The sequence below is a fragment of the Clostridioides sp. ES-S-0006-03 genome (genome assembly GCF_020662275.1).
GTDB lineage: Bacteria > Bacillota > Clostridia > Peptostreptococcales > Peptostreptococcaceae > Clostridioides.
In genome coordinates, this window is the sequence record NZ_JADGMM010000001.1 from 342,672 (window position 1) to 368,598 (window position 25,927).

21 protein-coding genes are annotated in these 25,927 nt (G+C 29.1%); 17 read left to right on the forward strand and 4 right to left on the reverse strand.

Going from position 1 to position 25,927, the window contains the following annotated elements; genetic code table 11:
• The first annotated feature begins 17 nt into the window (after window positions 1-17).
• The 15 genes from IR151_RS01445 to IR151_RS01515 all read left to right on the forward strand — a co-directional run bounded on the left by IR151_RS01445 (window position 18) and on the right by IR151_RS01515 (window position 16,171).
• A complete protein-coding gene (locus IR151_RS01445) occupies window positions 18-1,436 on the forward strand; it encodes a YfcC family protein (protein WP_227432615.1) in 1,419 nt (472 codons plus the stop codon).
• Between the two features lie 247 nt (window positions 1,437-1,683).
• On the forward strand, window positions 1,684-2,091 hold the full coding sequence (locus IR151_RS01450) for a MerR family transcriptional regulator (RefSeq protein ID WP_227432616.1): 408 nt from the start codon (window positions 1,684-1,686) through the stop codon (window positions 2,089-2,091).
• Window positions 2,092-2,156: 65 nt separating this feature from the next.
• Entirely contained in the window at window positions 2,157-2,321 is a 165-nt protein-coding gene (locus tag IR151_RS01455; RefSeq protein ID WP_227432617.1) for a hypothetical protein, read from the forward strand.
• Window positions 2,322-2,645: 324 nt separating this feature from the next.
• Window positions 2,646-3,764: a C45 family peptidase gene (locus IR151_RS01460; protein WP_227432618.1), complete on the forward strand. Its 1,119-nt coding sequence runs from the start codon at window positions 2,646-2,648 to the stop codon at window positions 3,762-3,764.
• A gap of 157 nt (window positions 3,765-3,921) precedes the next feature.
• Window positions 3,922-4,791 (forward strand): AraC family transcriptional regulator, encoded by an 870-nt coding sequence (locus tag IR151_RS01465; protein WP_227432619.1) that lies wholly within the window; start codon window positions 3,922-3,924, stop codon window positions 4,789-4,791.
• 379 nt (window positions 4,792-5,170) lie between these two features.
• The gene (locus IR151_RS01470) at window positions 5,171-5,716 is read left to right on the forward strand and encodes a PTS glucitol/sorbitol transporter subunit IIC (protein ID WP_227432620.1); all 546 of its coding nucleotides are present in this window, start codon (window positions 5,171-5,173) and stop codon (window positions 5,714-5,716) included.
• Window positions 5,717-5,728: 12 nt separating this feature from the next.
• Window positions 5,729-6,742, forward strand: a complete 1,014-nt coding sequence (locus IR151_RS01475; protein ID WP_227432621.1) for a PTS glucitol/sorbitol transporter subunit IIB — start codon at window positions 5,729-5,731, stop codon at window positions 6,740-6,742.
• A gap of 220 nt (window positions 6,743-6,962) precedes the next feature.
• Window positions 6,963-8,936, forward strand: coding sequence for a BglG family transcription antiterminator (locus IR151_RS01480; RefSeq protein WP_227432622.1), 1,974 nt, complete (start codon window positions 6,963-6,965; stop codon window positions 8,934-8,936).
• 50 nt (window positions 8,937-8,986) lie between these two features.
• The gene (locus tag IR151_RS01485; protein ID WP_227432623.1) at window positions 8,987-9,346 is read left to right on the forward strand and encodes a transcriptional regulator GutM; all 360 of its coding nucleotides are present in this window, start codon (window positions 8,987-8,989) and stop codon (window positions 9,344-9,346) included.
• 28 nt (window positions 9,347-9,374) lie between these two features.
• Window positions 9,375-9,731: a PTS glucitol/sorbitol transporter subunit IIA gene (locus tag IR151_RS01490; RefSeq protein WP_227432624.1), complete on the forward strand. Its 357-nt coding sequence runs from the start codon at window positions 9,375-9,377 to the stop codon at window positions 9,729-9,731.
• A gap of 37 nt (window positions 9,732-9,768) precedes the next feature.
• Window positions 9,769-11,061 carry an NAD(P)H-dependent oxidoreductase gene (locus tag IR151_RS01495; protein ID WP_227432625.1) on the forward strand — a complete coding sequence of 431 codons (1,293 nt, stop codon included), beginning with the start codon at window positions 9,769-9,771 and terminating at the stop codon, window positions 11,059-11,061.
• A gap of 456 nt (window positions 11,062-11,517) precedes the next feature.
• Window positions 11,518-12,156: a helix-turn-helix transcriptional regulator gene (locus tag IR151_RS01500; RefSeq protein WP_227432626.1), complete on the forward strand. Its 639-nt coding sequence runs from the start codon at window positions 11,518-11,520 to the stop codon at window positions 12,154-12,156.
• A gap of 6 nt (window positions 12,157-12,162) precedes the next feature.
• Window positions 12,163-13,005 carry a pyruvate, water dikinase regulatory protein gene (locus tag IR151_RS01505; protein ID WP_227432627.1) on the forward strand — a complete coding sequence of 281 codons (843 nt, stop codon included), beginning with the start codon at window positions 12,163-12,165 and terminating at the stop codon, window positions 13,003-13,005.
• A gap of 63 nt (window positions 13,006-13,068) precedes the next feature.
• Complete coding sequence (gene ppdK, locus IR151_RS01510) at window positions 13,069-15,696, forward strand: pyruvate, phosphate dikinase (RefSeq protein ID WP_227432628.1); 2,628 nt, start codon at window positions 13,069-13,071, stop codon at window positions 15,694-15,696.
• A 229-nt stretch (window positions 15,697-15,925) separates the two neighbouring features.
• A complete protein-coding gene (locus tag IR151_RS01515) occupies window positions 15,926-16,171 on the forward strand; it encodes a hypothetical protein (RefSeq protein WP_227432629.1) in 246 nt (81 codons plus the stop codon).
• A 165-nt stretch (window positions 16,172-16,336) separates the two neighbouring features.
• Here the strand turns inward: IR151_RS01515 and IR151_RS01520 are convergent, their stop codons facing one another.
• Genes IR151_RS01520 through IR151_RS01530 form a run of 3 tightly spaced genes read right to left on the reverse strand, consistent with a single transcriptional unit; the run spans window position 16,337 to window position 22,035 of the window.
• Window positions 16,337-17,653 (reverse strand): TolC family protein, encoded by a 1,317-nt coding sequence (locus tag IR151_RS01520; protein WP_227432630.1) that lies wholly within the window; start codon window positions 17,651-17,653, stop codon window positions 16,337-16,339.
• 22 nt (window positions 17,654-17,675) lie between these two features.
• A complete protein-coding gene (locus IR151_RS01525) occupies window positions 17,676-20,807 on the reverse strand; it encodes an efflux RND transporter permease subunit (RefSeq protein ID WP_227432631.1) in 3,132 nt (1,043 codons plus the stop codon).
• A gap of 4 nt (window positions 20,808-20,811) precedes the next feature.
• Window positions 20,812-22,035, reverse strand: coding sequence for an efflux RND transporter periplasmic adaptor subunit (locus IR151_RS01530; RefSeq protein ID WP_227432632.1), 1,224 nt, complete (start codon window positions 22,033-22,035; stop codon window positions 20,812-20,814).
• Between the two features lie 250 nt (window positions 22,036-22,285).
• On the opposite strand from IR151_RS01530, the gene IR151_RS01535 reads away from it, so the two are divergent.
• Window positions 22,286-22,771, forward strand: coding sequence for a MarR family winged helix-turn-helix transcriptional regulator (locus tag IR151_RS01535; RefSeq protein WP_227432633.1), 486 nt, complete (start codon window positions 22,286-22,288; stop codon window positions 22,769-22,771).
• Window positions 22,772-22,885: 114 nt separating this feature from the next.
• On the opposite strand, the gene IR151_RS01540 is transcribed toward IR151_RS01535, so the two are convergent.
• Complete coding sequence (locus IR151_RS01540) at window positions 22,886-25,126, reverse strand: type IA DNA topoisomerase (RefSeq protein WP_227432634.1); 2,241 nt, start codon at window positions 25,124-25,126, stop codon at window positions 22,886-22,888.
• A gap of 112 nt (window positions 25,127-25,238) precedes the next feature.
• Between IR151_RS01540 and dut the strand changes: the two genes are divergently transcribed.
• The gene (dut, locus tag IR151_RS01545) at window positions 25,239-25,670 is read left to right on the forward strand and encodes a dUTP diphosphatase (protein ID WP_227432635.1); all 432 of its coding nucleotides are present in this window, start codon (window positions 25,239-25,241) and stop codon (window positions 25,668-25,670) included.
• Window positions 25,671-25,927 lie beyond the last annotated feature (257 nt).

Consider the following 25,927-nt stretch of genomic DNA (forward strand, 5'->3'; position numbering starts at 1 on the left):
ACAAAGGGGATTAGGCTATGACTAATAAGAGTAAAATCAAAAAGAAAAAATTAGCATTCCCGGATGCATATGTTTTGATGATAGGTTTAATTATATTTGCAGCCATAATGACCTACATTGTTCCTTCTGGAACATATAATAGAGTTGAAGATTTAAATACTGGAAATATGATTGTGCAAGCTGGAAGTTTTACATATGGAGAACAACATCCTGTCAGTATAATGGATGTATTCAGAGCTATACCAAGCGGGCTTGGAAAAAATTCTGTAACAGTTTTTTTTGTACTTATTATTGGAGGTGCATTTGGTATAGTAAATTCTACTGGCTCACTAGATGCCCTAATTGGTAGAGTTATCTCCAAAAGTAAAGGAAGCAAAAAAGGTGAGATTATAATTACGTGTCTAGTATTGACTTTTGGACTAGCTGGTGGAGTTGTAGGAATGTATGAAGAATGTATTGCATTCTTACCTATATTGATGACCTTATGTATTGCTTTGGGATATGATGCATTAGTTGCTTCAGGAATTTTATTGTTAGGGCTTGCATCAGGTTATGGTTCAGCTACTATTAATCCTTTTACAGTAGGATTAGCACAAGGTATTTCAGGTTTACCACTTTTTTCAGGTATGTGGTTTAGATGGATATTTTGGATTTGTACAATGATTTTACTTTCTACATATATAATTTTTTATTGTAAAAAGATAAAAAAAGACCCAAGTAAAAGTTTAGTGTCAGACATTGATTATAGTCACTGGCAAATTGATGAGTCTTCTGTCGGGGATAAGTTATCTTCTGGAAATATTAGAGTATTAGTTACATTCTTTGGAGGAATACTGGTTCTGATGATATTGATTGTAAAATTTTCTTTAGGAATGTCGGATTTATCAGCTTATTTCTTTGCTCTAGGAATTTTATGTGGAATAGTCTATGGTATGAATCCAAATAAAATTGCCTCTGGATTTGTAAAAGGGATGCAAGAGATGGTATATCCAGCTATTTTGATAGGATTTGCATCTAGTATAGTAGTTATATTAGAACAAGGAGTAATTTTAGATTCAATAGTTCATGGATTGTCATTAGTGTTAAATTATGTTCCTAGGATTTTTAGTGGAGGAGCAATGATGATTATGCAATCTGTAATCAATTTCTTTATACCTTCAGGTACAGGTCAAGCTATGGTAACTATGCCACTTATGGCTCCACTTGCAGATGTTATTGGAATACCTAGACAAGTTGCAGTTTTAGCTTACCAAATGGGTGATGGATTTGCAAATGGAATAGTACCAACGCTAGGCGTTCTTATGGCTGGAATATCTATTGCTCATATCCCTTATACAAGATGGTTTAAATTTGCATCAAAGATAATACTTATGGAATTAGCTTTAGGATTTATATTTTTGATGATTGCAGTACAGATTAATTTAGGTCCTTTTTAAAGTGTTAAAAAATATATTTATATAATTTTAAAATAAAATATATTGGGATTGAACATATTAAATTATAAAATTTATAATATAATAAATTACATTTAAGTATAGTCTCTAAAATAAAAGGTGAACTTTATATAGTTCACCTTTTTGATTTACTTTTTTAATTTATAAAAAAAGTTTTTAAAAAGACTTGACCTGAAGTTAACTTAAGGTTGTATATTAAAAAAAGATAATTATAAGGAGTGTGATGCTTATGACAATTAAAGAAGCCTCAAAACGTACTGGAATATCAGTCGATAATTTGCGTTATTATGAAAGGATTGGTTTGATTCCACCTATTCCTAAAAATAAATCTGGAATTCGTGATTATGATGAACGCGCTATTCATTGGATTGAGTTTGTGATGAAGTTTAAAAAAGCAGGTGCTTCTTTAGAAGCTATTATTGAATATGTACGACTTGCATGCTCTGATGATGATACAAAGGAAGTACGTAGAGAAATATTGGTGGAAGTAAAGGAAGATTTGACTACACAGATTAGTAAACTTCAAGAATGTTTAGATGTTGTTGAGTATAAAATTGAAAATTACTATAACCTGTGTGACCCTGTAACACAAAAAATGGTTAAGGAGTGGAAAGAAAAGCATGAATATAAAAAATAATGCTTGACCTTAAGTTGAGTTAAGGGAATACAATACAAAAAATAAAATAAAAGAGGTAATTATATATGAAAAAAGATTTAGGTTCTGTAATAGGATTATATCCTACACCATTAGTAGTAGTTGGAGTAGTAATTAATGAAAGACCTAACTGGATGTTAGTAGGACATTTAGGTATTATTGGACATGACCATATTATGGTAAGTTTAGCAAAATCGATTATGATAAATTAAAACCAATTTTATTTGAAATGCCTGGATATACATATTTAAAAACAGGAAATACATTTGCTAAATGTATGACACTTAGAAAGAATGAAGGGGAATGATTATAATGCACTAGTAAAACAAGCCCAACAAGAAATACAAAAAGGTATTATGCCTAGTATTAAAAAAACATCATATGATTTAAATGATATAGAAACTTAAATAATCCTATATAAATCTGGTACTTATTAGACCTTTTAGATTTGTTAACTTATCATAGCAAAAAATATCATGAAAGGTTATAGCTCTGATGATAAAATTAAATACAAGATATATGTAGGAGGAAACAATATGGAGACTTTAAAAGTAAGAACTTTCGAATTATGTGGTACAAATTATGAAATAGGGTATGAGTTAGGAAAATCAATTGTAAATATACCAGAGTTGATAGGTGAACAAATTAATAAATCTAATGTTTTAACTAAAGAAGAAGAAAATCATATGGTGGAGTTATTTGATAAATATTGTCCAGGGCTTAATGAAGAATTACAAGGTTTTGCTGATGCTATTCATGTAAATCAGAATCAAATTTTATACTATACTATGACATATCTTAGACCAGGTTGTAGTCAAGTTGCATTAGCACCAGAATTAACTGAAAATGGTCATGTACTATTTGCACGTAATTTTGACTTTTCACACAAGATGGAAGATTTTGTGTTATGCAAAACTAAGGTAGCTGGTAAATACGCACATATTGGGACTACAGTAATGCAGTTTGGTAGAACTGAGGGAATGAATGAATGTGGTTTAGGTGTGAGTCAGTCATCTTGTGGTTTACCTGTAGGTAATTCAGAGGGACTGAGAAAGCCAGCTGTTGTAGGTTTACAATTTTGGGCTGTTATTAGATATTTGTTGGAAAACTGTAAGGATGTAGAGGAAGCATTGGTATATATAGAAGACATGCCAATAGCATATAATATTAATTTATTGATTGCAGATAAGTCTGGAAATATTGCACTTGTAGAAACTTTAGATGGAAGAAAAGACATAAATAGAATAAATAAGGTAGAAAGTGAAAGGGAATCATTTTTACATTCTACAAATCATGTCCATATTGAGGAACTTCATAAACTAGAACCACAATCAATGAGCAATTCTATTCATAGATATAAATTAATTAAAGAGTATATAGAAAGTTCTAAAAAGATTGGTGAGAAAGATTTAATCAATTTATTGACTTCAAAATATCCACAAGGTCTATCTTGTAATTATTATAATGATTTTTTTGGAACTTTAAAAAGTATAGTTATGGACCTAACTATGGGAAAATTTAATATTTTATGGGGTGGATTGGAAGACAATGGTTGGAATAGTTACTATTTAAATGATAACTTTAAGCATACAACACAACTTGTAAATATAAATATAGAGAAATCACCATCAGATTTTTTTAAATTAATTGAATAAGAAATACTCTGATTATCCTATGTAGTTATATATACAAAATAAAATGAAAGTGCTACATAATGTTGAATTGTTTATGATATTTTAGTATAGTAAACAAAATAGTGTTACTTAAAATATTATAATACTTGAGAATATTAAAGAGAATAGGGGTATAATCTTGGATTACTTAAAGTATTTTGAAAAAGCTATAATATATATTGAAAATAACTTAAAAGAAGATATAAGTGTAAATGATGTAGCAAAAGAATCTGGATATTCTTATTATCATTTAACACGTTTATTTAAATCTATGTTTGGTGAGAGTGTAGGAAGTTATATAAAAAAAAGAAGATTAGTTAATAGTTCTAAAGAACTTTTATACAGTGATAAAAAGGTACTAGATATAGCAATTGATAGTGGTTTTGAATCTTCAGAAGCATTTAGTAGAGCATTTAAATCTATATACAAGGTCAGTCCCATAGAATATAGAAAAAATAGAATAGATGTATTTGTTGGAAAGAAGAAAAAACTAGAATTAGATTTTATGAAACATTTAGTTGAAAATGTAACAATCAAACCAGTTATAAAAGAGATAGATTCAATAAAAGTAATTGGTATAAAAGAAAAAGTAACACTAGAAGATGAGTCATTACCTAGTTTGTGGGAAAAATTTAGAGAAGTATACAATATGGTGCCAAACACTTTGCCATCAAACAGAGCATTTGGAATTTGTGAAGCAACTCCACAAATACATCTACTTAGCGAAACTATGGAATTTAACGAAATAATAGGGCTTGAAGTTAGTAGCTATGAAAATATACCAAGTTTATTTGTTTCAAAAAATATTGATGGAGGAAAATACGCTGTATTCACTCATACTGGTAGCTTGGACAAGCTAGATAAAACTTATGAATATATATGGGGAACTTGGTTCTTAAGCACAAAGGAAAAAATTGATATAAGAGATGATTTCGAGATATATGATGAAAGATTTTTAGGACCTGATAATGTAGATTCACAGATTGATATTTGTATACCTATAAAATAACTGTAGATAAAACTAAAAATAAGCTGAAATAGAAAGTAGATGCTCAGAAAAGAGCATCTATTTTTTTATTTATAGTAGCTATCGACAATTTCGATAATAAAATAAATAAAAACAAGTTCTTAAATTTCTAAGAAAAATTTAAAATATAGTCATAATAAAATTTGTATATTTCTGAAAATTCTAATTAGTACAACTTTTTCCTTTGCAAAGTTGAAAAAAGATGTATTAATTTATCAAAAATATTATATTAAAATGATATTAATCAAAGAAAAACATTTATAATAATAGTATATCTTACAGAAAAAGGATACAATTTGTAGAATTAAAGCTAGTCAATAAAATTAAAAATTTAAAGAAATTATAGGGAGGTTATAATCTTATGGAAAACGTTATTACAGGTCTAAGTAAAGGTGCAGAGTGGTTTATTGGTTTATTTCAAAAGGGAGGAGAACAATTTGTAGGTCTTATATCAGGGACTCTTCCAACATTAATCGTTTTAATGGTAGCTATTAACTCATTGATTAAAATAGTTGGTGAAGAAAGAGTAAATAAATGGGCTTCTAAACTTGGAAGAAATGCTTTTACAAGATATACTTTGCTTCCATTAGTGTCAGTATTTTTCTTAGGAAATCCTATGTGTTATACATTTGGTAGATTTCTAAAAGAGGAACATAAAGCAGGATTTTATGATGCAGCTGTTTCATTTGTACATCCAATTACAGGACTTTTCCCACATGCAAATGCAGGAGAACTTTTTGTATGGCTAGGTATATCAGCAGGTTTAACTACATTAGGTAAGGAAACAACTACATTAGCATTATGGTATTTTATAGTTGGTCTAATTGTGATTTTTATAAGAGGTGTAGTAACAGAAAAAATGTACGCATTTTTAACAAGAAAAAATAAAGCAACAAATAAGGCTTAGGAGGGGTTTAAAATGGATGAAAATAGAGTATTAAAGATAGAAAAGGGAACTTCTGGTTGGGGAGGACCTTTATACATAAAAAAAGAAGCAACTAGAAATAAAATATTGTCAATGACTGCTGGTGGTATTCATGAAGTGACATTAAAAATAAAAGAATTATTGGATTGTGAGGTTATAGATGGATTTAAAACTGGGATTCCTGATGAAGAGGTGGCAGTAGTTATTATTGATTGTGGTGGAACAGCAAGGTGTGGGGTTTATCCAAAGAAGAAAATACCTACAATTAATGTAAATCCAGTGGGAAAAACAGGGCCTTTAGCAAAATTTATAACTGAAGAATACTATGTATCAGATGTTAATATTAATTGCATAAGTATTTTAGATGGTGAAGAAACACAAAAAAAATCTCAAGAAAATAAAAATGAAAGTCAAAGTTCTATTAGAAAGCCTGATAATTATAATGAAGTAAAATCAAAAGCTCAAGAAGAATATGCGAAGAAAAACATAATACTTTCTATTGGGCAAGGAGCAGGACAAGTAGTATCAAAGTTTTATGATGCGGGTAGAGATACCATCCAAATGATAATGAATAATGTAATACCATTTATGGCATTTGTAAGTATGCTTATGGGAATTATTTTGGCATCTGGGTTAGGTGATTGGATTGCAAAGGTAATATCGCCACTTGCAGGAAACATTGGTGGTTTGTTAGTTATATCAATAATTTGTACACTTCCATTTTTATCACCTATATTAGGCCCTGGAGCAGTTATAGCACAGGTAGTAGGTACTCTTGTAGGAACACAAATTGGTCTTGGTGCAATACCAGCATATTTAGCACTTCCTGCTTTATTTGCAATAAATGGGCAAGCTGGCTGTGACTTTGTCCCAGTAGGATTAAGTTTAGGAGAAGCAGAACCAGAAACCGTGGAATATGGCGTACCAGCATTATTTTACTCTCGTTTAATAACTGGGCCAATATCTGTAATTATTGCGTATGGCGTTGCAATATTTGCATTAAGATAGTATTTTATGTTGTTATGAGATTTAAACTTAATTAATAAAATTGTAAATGTAAACTTAAGCTAGTCAAAATTTTAGTTAATGAAAGACTAGCTTTTGTAGTATTAATTAGGAGTGATTATTGATTTGGATTAATACTAAATTTTCCTCTAGCAAAGTGAAATTTTATGTATTAATTTGGTTTCAAGTTTGTACTAGAATGAAATCAAGGAGGAGATGCAAAATGAATGTAACTGAGAAAATTCCTTCTATTGACCGTAAAATATTCAAGATATTGATTATGTGTAGTAAAAAAGAGTTTGTAAGTATTGATTCAATAGCAGACGAATTGAATGTTACAACCAGAAGTGTCAGAACATATATAAAGCAATTGAATAAAGATTTAGGAAGTAACATAGCAATAATAAAATATATAAAAGGTCAAGGCTATAAACTAGAGATAAAAGATAAGCAAATACTCAATAAGATTATTGATGTGAATAAAAAAAGTGTATTTTCATTAAATTCAAAGGAAGAGAGGGCAGAGTTTATACTAAATTATTTGATAGAACTAGATGGATTTATTACACTGGATAGTCTAGCAGATGAGATGTGTATAGGAAGAACTACGCTAGTAAATGACTTTCAATATGTAGAAAAGGTATTAAATTCTTATAATTTGAATTTAGTAAAAAAGCAAAATACAGGAATGAAATTGCATGGTAGTGAACTTGATATTAGGTTACTTATATTAAATCAGTTGTATAAAGATTCAAGAAAAGATTTAAATAATTCTAAGTACTTTAAATGTATCAAAAAAGAAGAAATTGCAAGTTTAGAAGAAGAATTATTGACTTTATTTAAAAATAATAATTTTTATGTTACAGATGAAATGCTCAGAGAAGTTTTTAATTACATAGTAGTTTTGATGTATAGAGTAAAAGAACAGAAGATAGTAAAAGAGTATGATGTAAAATTTGATTTACTTAAGTCATATGATGAGTATCTTATTGCTGGGGAAATAAAGAATATTTTATCAGAAAAATTTGAATATATTTTAAATGATGAAGAAATTATTTATTTAACTATACCATTAGTAAGTGGAAATGCACCAGCATCAGAATGTGCTTTAAATAGTAGTAGAATAAATAAAAATATTGATGATTTAATGGAAAGCATATTCAATCAGATATATGTTGATATGGGTATTTTTATAAATGAGGATGAGTTAAGGGTAGGACTTGGATATCATCTTAGTTTTACACTGAACAGGCTATTATTTAATATAAAATTAAAAAATGTATTGTTAGAAGAAATCAAACAAAACTATATACTTCCATTTAAGCTGGCACAAATAGCAGGAAAAGTAATAGAGAAAAAATATAATCTAGAAGTTTCTGAGGATGAAATTGGTTATATAGCAATTCATTTTAGTGGATACTTAGAAAGAAATAGTAGTAGATTTTATTCAATTAGGAAAATAGCAATTATATGTGGGACAGGTCTTGGAACAGCAAAACTATTAAAAATAAGAGTTGAAAAATTGATAGGAAATAATCCTAAAATTGATACTCTTTCAAGTTTTAATTTGAGAAACATTAATTTAGATGAATACGATATAGTTTTTACAACTATTGATTTAGATACATCAAATATAAATACAATAGTATTAAAAATCAATACAATATTTGATGAAAATAAATTGAGGGAACAATTAAAGACCGTATTATGTTTAAGAGAAGGCAACATAGATACTACTGATTCTCCAAATTTACTAATAAATAATTTGTTAAATGAAAATAAATTTATGATATTAAATGAAAAAACGATACTTGATTCATTAGAAAAAATGATGGACAATCTTATGGATTTGGGATGTATTGATGATAATTTTAGAAAAAATATAATCAAAAGAGAAGAAAAATCTCCTACAGTTTTTGATAAAGGTTTATTATTTCCTCATGCTGTAAATGAAAAGTCAGATAAATTTTTAATGGCAGTTGGGGTTTTAGAAGAGCCAATATTTTATGCAAATAGAAGTATAAAAATAATACTTATGACAATGTTTCCATGTGAGGATAAGGTGGATTCAGATTTATTGGTAAAGATTTATGAAGAAGTTTTAAAGATAGGACAAAATGTAAAATTAACAAATAAGATAAGTAAATGTAGAAGCTTTGTAGAATTTAAAAAAGTATTGATTGAGAATATTATATAGGTTTTGTATAGGACTAAAAAAACAAATTAATTTATGAAAGGTGTGTAAATATGAAACTACTTATAATTTTATTTGTTGTTTATGTTTTAAATACTTTGTTTGTAATGAATCAGAATAAACTATATTTCAAAGCCTTAAATAAAGCTAAAAAAATGGGCGATATAGTGTCTACAGGAAAAAAGAAAAGTTATTTTTCTAAAGGAAGTATAGCTATTATATCTTCAGATTCAGAGGGATTTATAAAGTGTGGAGAAATTTTAAAAGGTCGCACAGTGATGGCTAAGTTTAAAGAGATTGAAGATATAAAAGGATTGGACATATATAGTGCAGAGCAAAAATTTAAAGATGAAGAAAGTATTGTACAAGCTATAAAATTTATAAAAGAAAAAATAAATGTTTCTTTTAATTAATCTAATATAAATTATCAGGAGGGATATCATGAAGTATGAAGTTAAGATAAGTGGGATAGGCAGTTTAGTTGAAGAATTAATAAATGAAAGCAACTGTCTTATTATATACGATGAAACTATTAATGATGAAGATTTGAAAGATATATCTGTAATTCATTCAATATCAACATTAAAAAGTAATGTTGAAATAGGGGATACACTTACAATAGGAAATCGAGATTATTGTATAGTTTCAGTTGGTGATATTGCTCAAAATACTCTTAGAGAAATTGGTCACTGTACAATTAAATTTGATGGAGAAGATAAAGTAAATTTACCTGGAGAAATACATGTAGAAATTGGAAAACCAGATATAAAGATTGGAGATTTAATAACTATTTATTAATTTGAAAAATAAAATTATTATAACAGGAGGAATTGATATGTTAGATTTAAACAGAAAACTTGCAAAGCTAGAAGAAGAAGGTAAAAAAATAAAAGTAGCTCTTATAGGTGCTGGTCATATGGGTAATGGAATGGTAAGTCAAATGGCAAATATGAAAGGAATGGAAGCATCTATTGTTGTAGATATAAATCTAGAATTAGCTCGTAAAGCATTTACTGATGCAGGTATAGAAGAAGAAATCATAGATAATGTAACAAATGAAACAGATGCAGAATTAAAATTACAAGAAGGAAAAGTATTAACATGTAATGACTTTCTTGTGGCTTGCAAAACAAAGTCAATAGATGTAGTTATAGATGCAACAGGAGGTATTGCAATTGGTGCAGAAATAGCACTAAATGCTATTTTAAATAAAAAACATATAGTAATGTTAAACGCTGAAACTGATTGTGTTGTTGGTCCAATACTTAAAAAATTAGCAGATGACGCAGGAGTAATATTTACAGGTTCTGCAGGAGATGAACCAGGGGCAGTAATGGGTCTATTTGATTTTGCAGATGCAATGGGATTTGAAGTTAGAGTAGTAGGTAAAGGTAAAAACAATAAACTAGATTTAGACTGTAATCCTGATACTGTAAAAGAAGAAGCAGAAAGAAAAGGAGCTTCACCTCATATGATAGCTTCTTTTAAAGAAGGTACTAAAACAATGGTAGAAATGGCTTTAATGTGTAATGCAACTGGATTTGTACCTGATGTAAGAGGTGGGCATGGTATTGAAGCTACAGTTAATGAAGTACCTAAGAAATATGCATTAAAAAGCGAAGGTGGAGTATTAGATAATTATGGTGTAGTTGATTTTGTAAATGGTATAGCACCTGGTGTTTTCGTTGTAGTTGCTCATAAATTAAAAGCAGTTAATGATGAATTAAAATACTTAAGTATGGGTGATGGACCTAATTACATATTATATAGACCATATCATTTATGCAGTTTAGAAACTCCTTTATCAGCAGCAATGGCAGTTTTAGAGCATAAGGCTACAATAGTGCCTAAAGCTGGATTAGTTGCAGAAGTTATGACTATAGCTAAGAAAGACTTGAAAAAAGGTGAGTATATGGATGGATATGGTGCATATACATGCTATGGCACTATAGAAAAATATGATGTTGCAAAAGAAATGAATGCTGTACCTATTGGTTTAATCAGTAAAAAGACTAAAGTTATTAAAGATATTAAAAAGGGTGAAGTTATAACATATGATATGGTAGAGATAGAAAAAGATACTACTTTATATCATTTAAGACAATTACAAGAAAAAATATTTGGATAAAATTTATTGTATAATAATATAATATAGATGTTATTTAAAAGAGGGTTGATGGTTATTTTAAAATCAGCCCTTTTAAATTTTTTTATATTTTTTGAGAGAGTGTTTTGATAAATCTTATTTTATAGTTTGTTTACAGTTAAAAATCTTACTAGTAGGTTTAATTTAAATTAATTCTGCAATTTTATATTCATATTTAAGATAATATAATTAAAAATTTTAATATAAAATGAATTAAAATAGCCAATTATGTATTATAATATTAACTGTAATACTAATATAGTTCTATTAATTAAAGAAATATCCCCCATTAATATACAATAAATATCTTTAAGCAAAAGAACTTGGTAAAAAATATATCGTATTCAATAAAAAATCTGTTTACAGAATGGTATATATAGTTATATAATATACTATATAAGATACGAAAAGATAAAAAGTATAGCACAATGAAAGAAGGTGATTATTATTCAGCTTAATGAAAGACAACTAAAAATAATAGATATAGTTAAGGAAAATGAACCAATAACGAGTGAAAGTATTGCCTCCAGCTTGAATGTGACTCGTGCTACACTTAGATCTGATTTAGCTATATTAACAATGACAGGAATACTAGACGCAAGACCAAAAGTTGGATATTTTTATTCAGGAGTTAGTGAAATTAATTTAATTGGTAAAAGTATAAAAGAAAAAACAGTAGAAGATATAATGAGCATGCCTGTACTAGCTAAGAAAGACGAAAGTATATATGATGTAATAGTCACTATGTTTTTATCTGATGTAGGGAGTATAGTTATTATAGATGAAAATGAAGAATTATGTGGAGTTGTTTCTAGAAAGGACTTATTAAAAGCAACTATAGGAGGTTCTGATATAAATAAGATGCCAATAGGTATGATAATGACAAGAACTCCAAATGTAGTTACTTTGACTAAGGGAGCAAGTGTTTTATTGGCTTCAAAAAAAATAATAGAACATGAAGTAGATTCGATTCCAATTGTTGAATATAAAGAAGAAGACAAAAACCATATGAGAGTTGTTGGGAGAATATCAAAAACCAACATAACTAAGCTATTTTTAGAAATAGTTGACAATTAAGGAGGTATGCTGGTGAAAAACCTAATTATATATGCAGTATCAGACTCAGTAGGAGAGACTGCACAACAAGTTGCAAAAGCATGTATGTCACAATTTTATGTAAATGAAACTTATGAAATAAAAAGATTTCCATATATGATTAATAAGGGAGTATTACTTGAAACACTAGAAAATGCAAAAGCTGAAAACGCTTTGATTGTATATACATTAGTTGATGAAGAGCTATGCAGTATTGTTGAAAGATATTGCGAAAGAGAAGGTCTTAGTTGTATAGATTTGATGACAGATATATTAAGGGAAATAAGTAAAAGAACTGGAAGAAAACCAAAAAGAGAAGCTGGTATAATCAGAAAATTAGATGAATCTTACTTTAAGAGAGTTGAGGCTATAGAATTTGCAGTAAAATATGATGATGGAAAGGACCCTAGAGGAGTTCTTCAAGCAGACATAATTTTAGTGGGAATATCAAGAACATCTAAAACTCCTTTAAGTATGTATTTAGCTAATAAAAATATAAAAGTAGCTAATGTACCATTAGTTCCAGAAATACCAATTCCTAAAGAAGTATTTGAAATAGAAACTAAGAAGATAATAGGTCTTACTAATTCACCTGAAAAGTTGAATGAAATAAGAACTCAAAGATTAAAAGCTTTAGGGCTATCTAGTAAAGCTAATTATGCTAACTTAGAAAGAATACTTCAAGAATTAGACTATTCAGAAGAAATAATGAAGAAAATTGGATGCCCAGTAATAAATGTTTCAAATAAAGCAATTGAAGAAACTGCAGGTATAATTTTAGACATAATGAAGGAAAATGGTCTAAAAATATATAAAGAAATAGAAATTTAATAAAATGTTTAATAATAAAAATGATATAAATTAAAATAAAAAAGATTAATGGGGGATTTAACAATGGAAACTAAGTATGTTTATAGTTTTGGTGAAGGAAGCAAAGACATGAAATCTTTACTAGGAGGTAAAGGTGCCAATTTAGCAGAAATGACTAAGATAGGCTTACCTGTCCCTCCTGGGTTCACTATAACAACAGAGGCATGTAATGACTACTATGTTAATAATGAAAGTATAAGAGCAGAAATAATAAAAGAAATAGAAGCACATCTAGCTACTTTAGAAAAAGATTTAAACAAGACATTAGGATGCAATAAAAATCCACTACTAGTATCAGTTCGTTCTGGTGCAGTATTCTCTATGCCAGGAATGATGGATACAATACTTAACTTAGGTCTTAATGACAATAGTGTTATTGGTCTAGCAGAAGCTACACAAAATGAAAGATTTGCATATGATAGTTACAGAAGATTCATACAAATGTTTTCTGATGTTGCTATGGAAGTGCCAAAATACAAATTTGAAAATGTACTAGATAGAGTAAAAGAAGCAAAAGGATACACAGTTGATACAGAACTTACAACTGATGACTTAAAAGAAATAGTAAAAGAATTTAAAGCAATATACAAAAAAGAAATAAAAAGTGATTTTCCACAAGACCCAAAAGAGCAATTAATGCTTGCTATAGAGGCAGTGTTTAGATCATGGAATAACCCTCGTGCAATCGTATACCGTAGATTAAATGATATAGCTCATAATTTAGGAACAGCAGTAAATATTCAATCAATGGTATTTGGTAATATGGGAGAAACTAGTGGTACAGGTGTTGCATTTACTAGAAATCCAGCTACAGGAGAAAATAAATTATTTGGTGAATTCTTAATGAATGCTCAAGGTGAAGATGTTGTTGCAGGTATAAGAACTCCTCAAAATATATCAACTCTTGCTGAAGTAATGCCAGCTGTATTTGATGAATTCGTAAAAATTACTCATATACTTGAAGGTCACTATAAAGATATGCAAGATATAGAGTTTACTATAGAAAATGAAAGATTATATATATTACAAACTAGAAATGGTAAAAGAACAGCAGCAGCAGCAATAAATGTAGTAGTTGATTTAGTTGAAGCTGGAATAATAGATGAAAAAGAAGCTATAATGAGAATTGAGCCTAATCAATTAGACCAGTTATTACATCCAAAATTTGAAGATAAAGCTTTAAAAGAAGCTAAAGTTATAGCAAAAGGTTTACCAGCATCACCAGGTGCAGCAAGTGGTAGAGTTTACTTCAATGCTGATGATGTAGTAAAAGCAAATGAAAAGGGAGAAAAAGTAGTTTTAGTTAGACTAGAAACATCTCCAGAAGATATAGAAGGTATGGTTAAGGCTGAAGGAATTCTTACAGCTAGAGGTGGAATGACATCACATGCAGCAGTTGTTGCTAGAGGTATGGGTAAATGTTGTGTTGCTGGATGTGGAGAAATAAAAGTTGATGAGTTTAATAAAGAAGTAAGAGCTCTTGATGATATAGTTATAAAAGAAGGAGAGTACATTTCTATAGATGGTTCTACAGGAAATGTTTACTTAGGAGATGTTAAGAAAACAGAAGTTTCTTTAACTGGAAACTTTGAAAAATTAATGCAATGGGTAGATAAGCATAAATGTATGATGGTTAGAACTAACGCAGATAATCCTAGAGATGCTCGTGCAGCTATAGAATTTGGTGCTGAAGGTATAGGTCTATGTAGAACTGAGCATATGTTCTTTGATGAAGACAGATTACCAGCAGTTAGAGAAATGATATTGTCTAATACAGTAGAGCAAAGAGAAAAAGCTCTTGAAAAAATATTACCAATGCAAAGAGAAGATTTTGTAGAGTTATTCAAAGTTATGGATGGAAAGCCAGTTAATATAAGATTACTAGATCCACCACTACATGAATTCTTACCTCATGATGATGAAACTATAGAAGAACTTTCAAAAACTATGGGAATAAAAGTAAGTGATATTAAGAAGAGAATAGTTGATTTAGATGAATTTAACCCAATGCTTGGGCACAGAGGATGTAGACTTGCAATAACTTATCCTGAAATATGTGTAATGCAATCTAAGGCAATAATACAAGGTGCTATAGAAGCAATAAGAGCAGGTGTTAAAGTTTCTCCAGAAATAATGGTTCCATTAATTGGAGAAGTAAATGAGTTAAAGATAATAAGAAAAATGATAGTAGAAACTGTTGATGCTATAATCAAAGAAGAAGGAGTAGAAGTTCCTTATACTGTAGGTACTATGATAGAAATACCTAGAGCTTGTTTAACAGCTGATGAAATAGCACAAGAAGCAGACTTCTTCAGTTTTGGTACTAATGACTTAACTCAAATGGCATTTGGATATTCAAGAGATGATGCTGGTAAATTCTTAGGTCAATATGTAGATGAAGAAATATTAGAAAAAGACCCATTCCAAGTACTAGACCAAAATGGTGTTGGTAAGTTAGTTAAGATGGGAGTTAAATTAGGTAGAGAAGTTAAACCAGAATTAAAACTAGGAATATGTGGAGAACATGGTGGAGAACCATCTTCAGTAGAGTTCTGTTATAATGTAGGACTTAACTATGTATCTTGTTCACCATTTAGAGTGCCAATTGCTAGACTTGCAGCAGCTCAAGCATCTATAAAAAACCCTAGATAATAATATATTATAAATATATATAATTAAACTAAAATATTTATATCTCCTATACATCAATGTATCAAATAGAGTATTTGTAAATTGAGTATAGGGGATTTTTATTTTATATTATTATAAAAAAACTAATTTATATTATAGTAGGTGAAACGTATTTAATTATGTTGCATACATTATTGTAAGAGAGAAATTTCAACTAATAATTAAATTGAGTTTACTGGAGGGGATAAAGTTGACAAAGTGTCCTAAATGTGGAAAAGAAGTATCATCACGTCCAGGTAGTATATGCCCACGATGTGGATTTAAAGTAGTAGAAGAGAGTCTTAAAATGAGATGCCCAGAACCTAGCTGTAGAGCATTAGTATCTAGGAAGTTGGACTATTGTCCTAAATGTGGATGTAAGCTGAAAGGATATAATATTTCAGAATTTGTTAATATGGTCAGATGTAAAATAGATGAAACATTTGATAAAAAGTAATTAAATTAAGCTTTAGACTTTATTTTGTAGTGAAGAATATATGTGTTCTTAGAATCAATAATATTTTAGTAAATAGAAAAAGAGTTGAACTAATAATAAGCCAACTCTTTTTCTATTTTATTGAGCAAATTTATTTTAGTAAATAAATGCTTTTATACAACAGTATTATTTTTTGCCTCCATCGCTAAGTATCCATGGCTTTTCTATACCATTTTTTAATGAATTATAGTTTACAATAAGTGTATCATAGCTATTTTTAGCATCTTCATTGCTTACTACTTGTTTTTTATAGTCAGTTAGAGTAATCAATCCTAAGTCATATCTTAGCTTAGTATTTTTTAATTGCTTTTCCGATAATTCAAGCTGTTTTTTAGTTGTTCCAATTGTATCTTCTAAAGCAAGTAATTGTGCATAGCTATCAATCAAGCCTTTTTTTAGAGCTTTTTTACTATCCTCTAGTGTAACTAAGCCATTTTCAGTATTATATTTTTGTTGAAGATAATTTGCATATGTAGTAAGTCCAGATGCATAAGTCTGTCTTTCAAGATTGTATGCTTCAACTGCTTTTTCATATTGCTCATAATCTTTATCATATTTCTTCTTAAGAACTTCATATTCAGCATCAGTTAAACTACCTTGTTCTGGTTTTGTAGGAGCAACTGGTCTTGTAAGATTAGGTCTATCTGGTAAATCTGCCTTATTTTCATCATCATCATTAAAACTTTCTTCTGTACGTTCTAAAATCAATTGGTCATACTTTAAGTATTCATTAACCTTACCTTCCATGTATGAATCAACTGAACCACCTACTCTAAAAGACTCAAAACGGTATTCTTTATCTAATTGATAGTTGTCTAAATTTATATTAGTCAACAACTTAAAATAATCTTGATTATTTTTTAGTTCTTGAAGTTTAGATTTTTGAGTATTTTGTAGCGTCTGAAGTTCAAGCTCAGCTGACTCAGTTTCCAATGATGTCACTAGACCTAAATCCTTTTTTAGCTTCATATCTTTAATTTCTTTAGTTTTTATCTCAAGATTATTTTTTATTTTATCTAATTCATTTTCTCTTGATACTAAATCATTGTACTTATTAGTAATATCATTTGCTATTTGGTCTTCCATAAAATATTTTGCCTGTTCGCTTTGATTTTTAAGAAGTCCAATTTGGTCATATGGAAATGAGTTGTCACTTCCAGTAAAACTATCAAATTCATCCTGTACTTCTAGTTTTTCTTTTAACATTTTTATTTCTTCTGATTTCATTTTTAATTTTTCACTATTTTTAATTGCTGCACTGACAGCATCTCTAGCAGTTAAAAGTTCTTTTTCAGCCGTTCTTTTAGTCGAGTCACTTAAGGTAGCATTATCAACTTTATTTATAGAAGAAGTATTATCATTTGCATAGGCTGGCATTAAATTAGCTGTTATTATACCAACACCACATCCAATTGCAATTATTTTACTAACTTTTTTCTTCAATACAATCGCCCTCCATTTATATTTAAATTTTAGCTTTTAATTTTGGTTTCTTAAATATTTTTCCTTTTATATCTCCTATTTTATCTGTTATTTTACCAAATATTTTAGGCATCCTATCTGAAAACTTATTTTCCCACTTATCAAATATTAAATATATAGTAGGGATAAGTACTAGTGTTATTAGTGTAGATACAGTAAGACCACCCATTATAACTACGGCTAGTGGTTGCATTGTTTCTCCACCTTCACCAAGAGATAATGCTGTTGGTAACATACCTAGAATTGTTGTTGCAGTTGTCATTAAAACGGGTCTTAGTCTCGCAGCACAACCAATTGAAACCAATCCAATTAAATCATTACTACTATTTGCTTTTCTAAGTTGTTCTATGTAGTCAATAAGAACTATACCGTTGTTAACAACGATACCGATAAGTAAGATTATACCTAACATACCTACAGTACTTAAACTTTGACCAGTTACCAAAAGAGAAAGTACAACTCCAACAAATGCAAATGGCACACAGAACATTATTATAAATGGTTTACTAAATGATTCAAATTGAGCTACCATTACCATATAAACAAGTGCTATGGCTATAACCATTGAGAATCCAAGACTGGCCATAGATTCATTCATCATTTCTGTTTCTCCACCAACACCAATAGAGTAGTCTTTAGGGATTAACATCTTATTAGTTTTTTCTAATGCTAATTTTGTAGCTGTACCAGCATCTAAATTATCAAGTGTTGCAGTTATATTTACAGAAAAATCACCATCAGTTCTTGATATGGACTGTAAACCATCTACCATTTTTATGTCCGAGAAAGCTCCAAGAGGTACTTCATTTCCAGTTGTAGAATTTACTTTTAACTGTTTTATATCTTCTAGATTATCGATACTATCTGCTTTAAACTTTAGATTTACATCGACTTTGTAGTCATCAATAGTAGCAGTAGTAACTGAATCACCATTTATTGCAGTACGCAATAATCCTGCAATTTCTGCTGTATTTACACCGTATTCTTGAGCTCTATGTTTGTCTATTGTAAATTGAGCTTCTTGTGTTGTATCTGTAAGGGAAGTCTCTACATTTCTAAATCCTTTTATAGAACTGAATTCTTTTTCAACTTCTTTTCCTAATATCTTTAATACATCCAAATCAGGGCCCTTCATCTCTAATGTGAAGTCTGCTCCTGAAGTTCCACCCATAACACTACTATTTTGACTTACATTTATTTTACAATCCGGAACAGTAGCAACTCTATCAATTATTTCTTTCTCTATTTCATCAGTAGTTCTTTTTCTATTTTTTTGAGATTCCAATTCAATTGCTATACTTGCACTATTATTATTTGAGTCTGATGTCAAACTTGTTATCAATGTCTTGATTTCTGGAATATCTGAAACTTTTTTCTCTGTCATAGAAACATAATAATCATTAGCTTCTAAGCTAAGCCCCTTTGGAAGTTCTATAGAAATAGCCAATTCTCCTTTATCTGCTGCAGGCATAAAGTCCATACCTATAAAGCTCATTCCGAATAGAGAAGCTACAAATATAAGTAAACTTGATATTACTACTAATTTCTGATGTCTCAAGCATACACTTAGTAATCTTTTATATCCTTCACTTACCTTATCAAATATAGGGCTATCTTTTTCCTTCATTTTTTCACTACTTTTACCTCTACTTAGTTTTGCAAATACACTAGGAACAAGAGTAATTGCGCCTATAAAAGAGAAGGCTAGAGAAGCTATAAGTGTTTTACCTAAAGCCCCAAATGTTATTTTGGCTATACCTTCTGTAAACATAATAGGTAAGAATATAGCTATAGTAGTCAATGTTGATGCTAGTATTGCATTGGTGACAGTTCGTGTACCTTCAATAGCACAATCATCAATGCTCAAACGACCACTTTTCCTGTATTTAAATATGTTTTCAATTACAACTGTAGCATTATCAACGACCATACCAACTGAAATTACCAATGAACTTGCAGTGATAAGGTTTAAACTTTCGCCTGTAAAATAGAGAACAGCTATTGCTCCTATTATAGAAATTGGTATTGCCACTGCAACAACTAATGAAGCTCTTACACTTTTTAAGAAAGCAAATATTACTACAAATGCAATAACTGCACTTATAAGTAAATTGCTCATTACACTGTTTATTGATTCGCTTATGTAAGCACTTGTATCATTGGCAATTTTAATTTTAAATTGTGGATTTTCTTTATTCAATTCATCTACATATTTATATGCATCTTGCATAACTTTTACAGTATTTGCATCTTGTTGCTTAGAAATATCTATTACTAAACTGCTTTTTCCATTGTATCTATAAATACTATCTTTGTCTGCAAATCCATAATCTACACTACAAAGAGTATCTAAGTTAACAGTGTTTCCTCCTTTTACAGGAATTTGAATCTGTTTTATATCATCTAAAGATTCTAATTTATCAATTGATCTTAAGACTATCTTATCTTCACCTTGAGTAATTGAACCATAAGGGAATGTTTTATTACTAGATGATAAAATACCTTTTATAGTTGATAAACTAACTCCATAATTTGAAAGAACTGATGGGTCAGCTATTACATTAACTTGAGCTTTTTCTCCACCTTTAATGTCTGCTGATGTAGTACCATCTATAGATTCTATTTTAGGCTGAATTACATCTTCAGCGTATTTTCTTAGTGCTTGTGCATTATTATTTCCACCAGATATAACAAGCTGACCTATAGCTTGTGCATTCATATCTAATTTTAGTACTGTTGGCTTAGCTGCATCATCTGGTAAACTAGTTTGTAATGCATCTACTTTAGATCTAACATCGTTCATTATTTCATCTAGGTTGGTTCCAAATTCAAATTGAGCTACGACCATAGAAACACTTTCTTGTGAACTTGATATAGTTGAGCTTACATTTGAAACAGATGATAAACTTTCATCAACTTTTTGGCTAACTTGTTCGTCAACGTCTTGAGGACCTGCACCTGTCCAAGTAGTCATAACCATTACAACAGGTATTTCTATATCAGGCATTAGATTTATTGACATTTTTTTATATCCAATACCACCAAAAACTATTAATACTAAGAAGACCATTATGATTGTGAGAGGACGCTTAACGGAAGTATGTGTTAAATTCATAATACTATTTCTCCTTTTCTACAGGAAATATCTTAGTTCCATCAGAAATAAGACTTATCCCCCCAATAACCACTGTATCTTTTTCACTTACACCACTTTTGATTGCTATTTTATCCTCTGTTACAATTCCAGTTTGAACTAATGTTTTCTTTGCTATGTTATCTTTAGTTGCTATGTATACATATTTTTTTCCATTTTCTTCAAATATTGCTTTTTTAGGTACTGTAACAGCTCCATTTTCTTTTTCAACGCTTAAGTTTACTTGTGCAGACATTCCTGCTTTAAATTTGTTGTTAGTATTAGTAACAAGTATTTTAACAGGATATAAAGATGTCTGAGGGTCAACTACTGAAGGAACATAATCTATCTTTCCTAAAACTCTTTGGTCTTCAATAACAACATCTACATTACCATCCTTTTTAAATTTAGCTATATCTGCTTCTGCTACATTTAAGCCTACTTCTAATATATTAGGATTAGAAATCACAAAAGCTGGTTGTGATTGTGTTATCATCTCTTTTGAGTCAAAGTTTTTGGCTGTGATTGTTCCATCCACTGGAGCTTTTAATGTCAGCTTATCTAAGTTACTCATTGCTAAGTTATATGATACTTGAGCTTGGTCAAGTTGTTTTTTAGCAAGTGATTTAGCTTGAGGTATACTTTTTGAAGTTGCTGTATTGTATGCTCTTTGTGCAGAATCTAGTTGTTGTTTTGATTGTTCTAAAGCAACTTCTATTTTTTTAAATTGGTCTAAACTAATTACTTCCTGCTCATAAAGAACCTTGTTATTGTCATAATTTCTTTGGGATTCATCATATTGAAGTTTTGCGCTATCAAGAGCTGTTTTTGCTTGATTCACTTGAGCTTCTAATGCACCCCCAGTAGCACTTGCATAACTTGCTTTTGCTAAATCTAGTGATGCTTTAGACTGTTTTACACTGTTTTCTAAATCTTCACTAGTTATACTCAATAAATCATCACCTTTTCTTACATTTTGGCCAAGTTTCACATAAACTTCTTGAACTGTGCCAGCAGTTTGAGCAGTAACTGATGTCTCATCTTTAACTTTTGTAGTTCCTGAGAAAGCATTTGTATTTTCTATTTCTCCACCTACTGCCTTTTGAACAGAGACTGCTATAGGTTTTTCTGGTTCAGGTTCATCTGTTTTTCCACATCCAACTAAGAACAGTGAACTACACATTAAAAAAACTACTAAATATCTTTTCATATCTCCTCCTATTATATTTTACACTAGCTTGTTGTAGAATTTAAAGTGTCTTATAATTTAAGTTTAGTTTTAGGCTAATTAAAAAACTTCCCTTTTTTGGCATTTTATAATTCTCTAATTTGATTATAAATTTATAATTATTATGAGTCAATAACTTTTTCTTGTTTTAAATTTATTAATAGTTTATAATTTATACTATAATAAGTAATGAATATTTTATTACAGTATTTATTGAAGGGATGTTACAAATATGGATAACGATAATATACTTAAAATAGCAGACTCTTTTTTAGACTTTTTATTTGTACTTCAAAATAATATATTCAAAGAAAACGATTTGTTAAAAAAATTTCAAAACAACTCAGATATGATGAAAGAGTATTTTGGAGAGTGTCCAATGGCTCCATCACATGCAAAGGTAATTCTTTATCTTATGACATCAAACTCATCATCAATTTCTCAAATAGCTTCTAATTTAGGAATACTAAAATCAAATATGACACCAATTATTGATAGATTAGTAGAGCATAATTTAGTAAATAAATTTCCTGACCCAAAAGACAGAAGAGTTCTTAGAGTTGAATTGACAGATAAAGCATTTGAATTATTTGATATTGTACAATCTATTCTTAAAGAGTCTATAGTAAAGAAACTATCAAATCTTTCTGATGAGGAACTAACTTTATTAGATGAACATACACTTAAACTATCAGAAATAGTAAAAAAATTAGTTTAAATGTACATATGAGAAGTTATTATATAAAGTTAAATTTTTACACAAAGCAGAAATAGCAGTAGTATAATATATTTAATATTATACTACTGCTATTTCTGCTTTTATGAATATTATTTAATTCTCAAATTCTATTTTCCAGTTGAAGTAGCCAGTATCTGGATTTTTATTATATTTTAATGTAGCATCAAACTTGTTTCCATTTTTAGAAGTTAAAGATTTTACTTTTGTCTCACCTTTTTTTAAAATATTTTTGACCATAGTTTTATTAACTTTCTTTTTGTAGAGGCTTAAGTATTTGTCATTTTTCCAAATAACGAACTTACACTCTTTATGATTTTTACAAGCAAATCCTTTATCAAACTCAAGAACATCACCTTGACAAATAGGACATTTACCAAGAGACGTATTTTCATTATTGGTTTTATTTTCTTTTTTAATATCTGTATCTTTTGATACAGCAATTTCCTTTTCAGAATCAGTTAAACTTTTTTTGGAACTATTTTTTGAATCCTTTGCTTTTACCTTAGTAAATTTTTTAGTTTTTGAATCAAAAGTATAAGCCTCTGTATTTATATTTTTTGAAGCATCCTGTTTTATAATATTAACATTTTGATATATAAAACTAATAATATGAGTAAGATATTCTTTTCTAGTGTATTTACCTTTTTGAATATCACTTAAACTTTTTTCAAGTTTACCAGTGTAATCTACATCAAATAAGTCCTTAACAGGAAAAATTTCAACTAAATTTTTTCCAAGGTCTGTTATAAAGTAAGATTTGCCTTTTTTCTTTACATAGCCCACTTGACTTATTTTTTTTAGTACATCAGCACGTGTGGCTGATGTTCCTATTGAATACCCTGAAAGTACAGTTGTGTCTTCTTCAGGTACATTTTTACCACAATTTTTCATAGCTTTTAAAAGTGTATCTTCAGTATATGATTTAGGTGGTGTTGTTTGTTTGGTTAATGGCTTTATCTCTAAGACATCAACAATATCATCCTTGTTTACAAATGGAAGTAAATCGTTTTTTTCTTCCTTATTATACACCTCAAGGTATCCCTTTGATTTAAGTACTTTTCCTTTTGTTAAAAAAGTGCAATCATCTACTTTAGTCTTAATTTCTGTATTCTCATATTCAGCAGGAGGCATAAAATTTGCTACAAATCTATCTTTTATAGCATCATAAACCAATTGTTCATCTTTAGATAAATTTTTTGGTATTATGTAAGTAGGAATTATAGCACTATGTGAATCTACTTTGGATGAATCAAAGACCCTTTTTGTTTTGGAGAATTTAATTTTATTTTCATATTCAAGACCGACTTTTAATTTTTCTAAAGTTTGAGAAGCCTTTGAAGTTAAACTTTCTTCTAAAAAAATAGAATCGGTTCTTGGATAAGTTATATACCCACCTTTACCATTACCCTCATAAAGAGATTGACATACATTTAAAACTTTATCAGAGGTAAAATTAGAGTACTTAGAAGTTATATATCCTTGAAGTGATGTTAAACTAAAAAGTTTTGGTGCATACTCTTTTGACATAGTAACTTTTTTATCTAGTATTTTACCAGTTTGAGATGTAATTGAAGCTATGATTTTATTTGCATCTTCAAGTGTGTCAAATTTACTTTCTTTACCTTTAATATATTTACCTTTATATTCACCATTTTCAGCTTTAAAATGACCTTCTACTTCATAATAAGTTTTGGGAACAAAATTCAGTATTTCCATATCCCTATCATAGACTAATTTGACTGTTGGAAGAATTACTCTACCTATATTTAATAATTTTCCATTTCCATATTTTAATGTAGCAACGGAAGTGAAGTTTATTCCAATTAACCAATCAGTAATAAGTCTTGTATATCCAGCAGCTTGAAGATTTCTCATTTCATCTTCATCTTTTAAGTTTTTTATACCTCTCGTAATGTCTTCTGGAGTCCATTCATTTACCAAAATTCTTTTTACTGGTTTCTTATTTTTTGCAAGTAAAAATATTAAAAATGCTATAAGTTCTCCCTCTCTGTCATTATCAGTGGCATTTATTACATATTCCACATCTTTTCTGTTTAAAAGTTTTTTTACAGTATTGAATTGTTTGGTTTTAGAACTATCAATTTTGAATTTAAACTTATTTTCAGGCACAAATGGAAAGTTATTCATTTTCCAAGAGCCAGAATACTTATCTTTATCATAATCTTTCATATCATATAATGATACTAAGTGTCCAACTGCATAAGTAATTATATAGTCATTTCCTTCAAAGTAACCATCTTGTCTAGTCTTTGCACCTAAAAACGATGCTATAGTTTTTGCAACAGATGGTTTCTCAGCAAGTACAAGTTTCATAAAAAATCCTCCTTTAAAACACTAATAATTATATTACCACAAAAAAATAAAAAACTTCAAGAGGCTGAAATTTAAGTTATAATATTTATAGGAAATTGAAAGGAGATAAAAAATGTACAATTTAAAAGTAAAAAAATTAAATGACGACGCTATAATACCTAATTTTGCTCACAAAGGTGATGCTGGTATGGATTTGTATTCTATAGAGGAGGTTGTAATACCTTCTGGAGAGACTAAACTTATTAAAACTGGAATATGTATAGAACTTCCTGTTATGACAGAAGCGCAAGTAAGACCTAGAAGTGGACTTGCTTTAAAACATTCAATTACTGTGTTAAATACACCAGGAACTATTGATGAGGGATATAGAGGAGAGCTTAAAATCATATTAATAAATCATGGAAAAAATGATTTTAAAGTTGAAAAACATATGAAGATTGCTCAAATGGTAGTAAAACCTATATATGAGATTAATATAGAAGAAGTTAAAGAATTAAGTGATTCCGAAAGAGGAAAAGGTGGATTTGGTTCAACAGGGTTATAAAAGTTACAAAAAAGTTAAAAAATATAAAATTGTTTAATAAGATATAGTTTGGCTATATAACTGAGTTTTAACCTCTCTACGATTAAAAAATATTTATGGTAATTTATGGTATAGAATTATTACTATAGACAAATAGTTACAAATTTGTAATAATATTAATATAAAAGAAATAATTGATATTTAAAAATAGTGTCAATTATTTCTTTTATGTTAGAAATAAAAAATAAATCTACTAGAAAAGAGGAGATGAGTGGAAA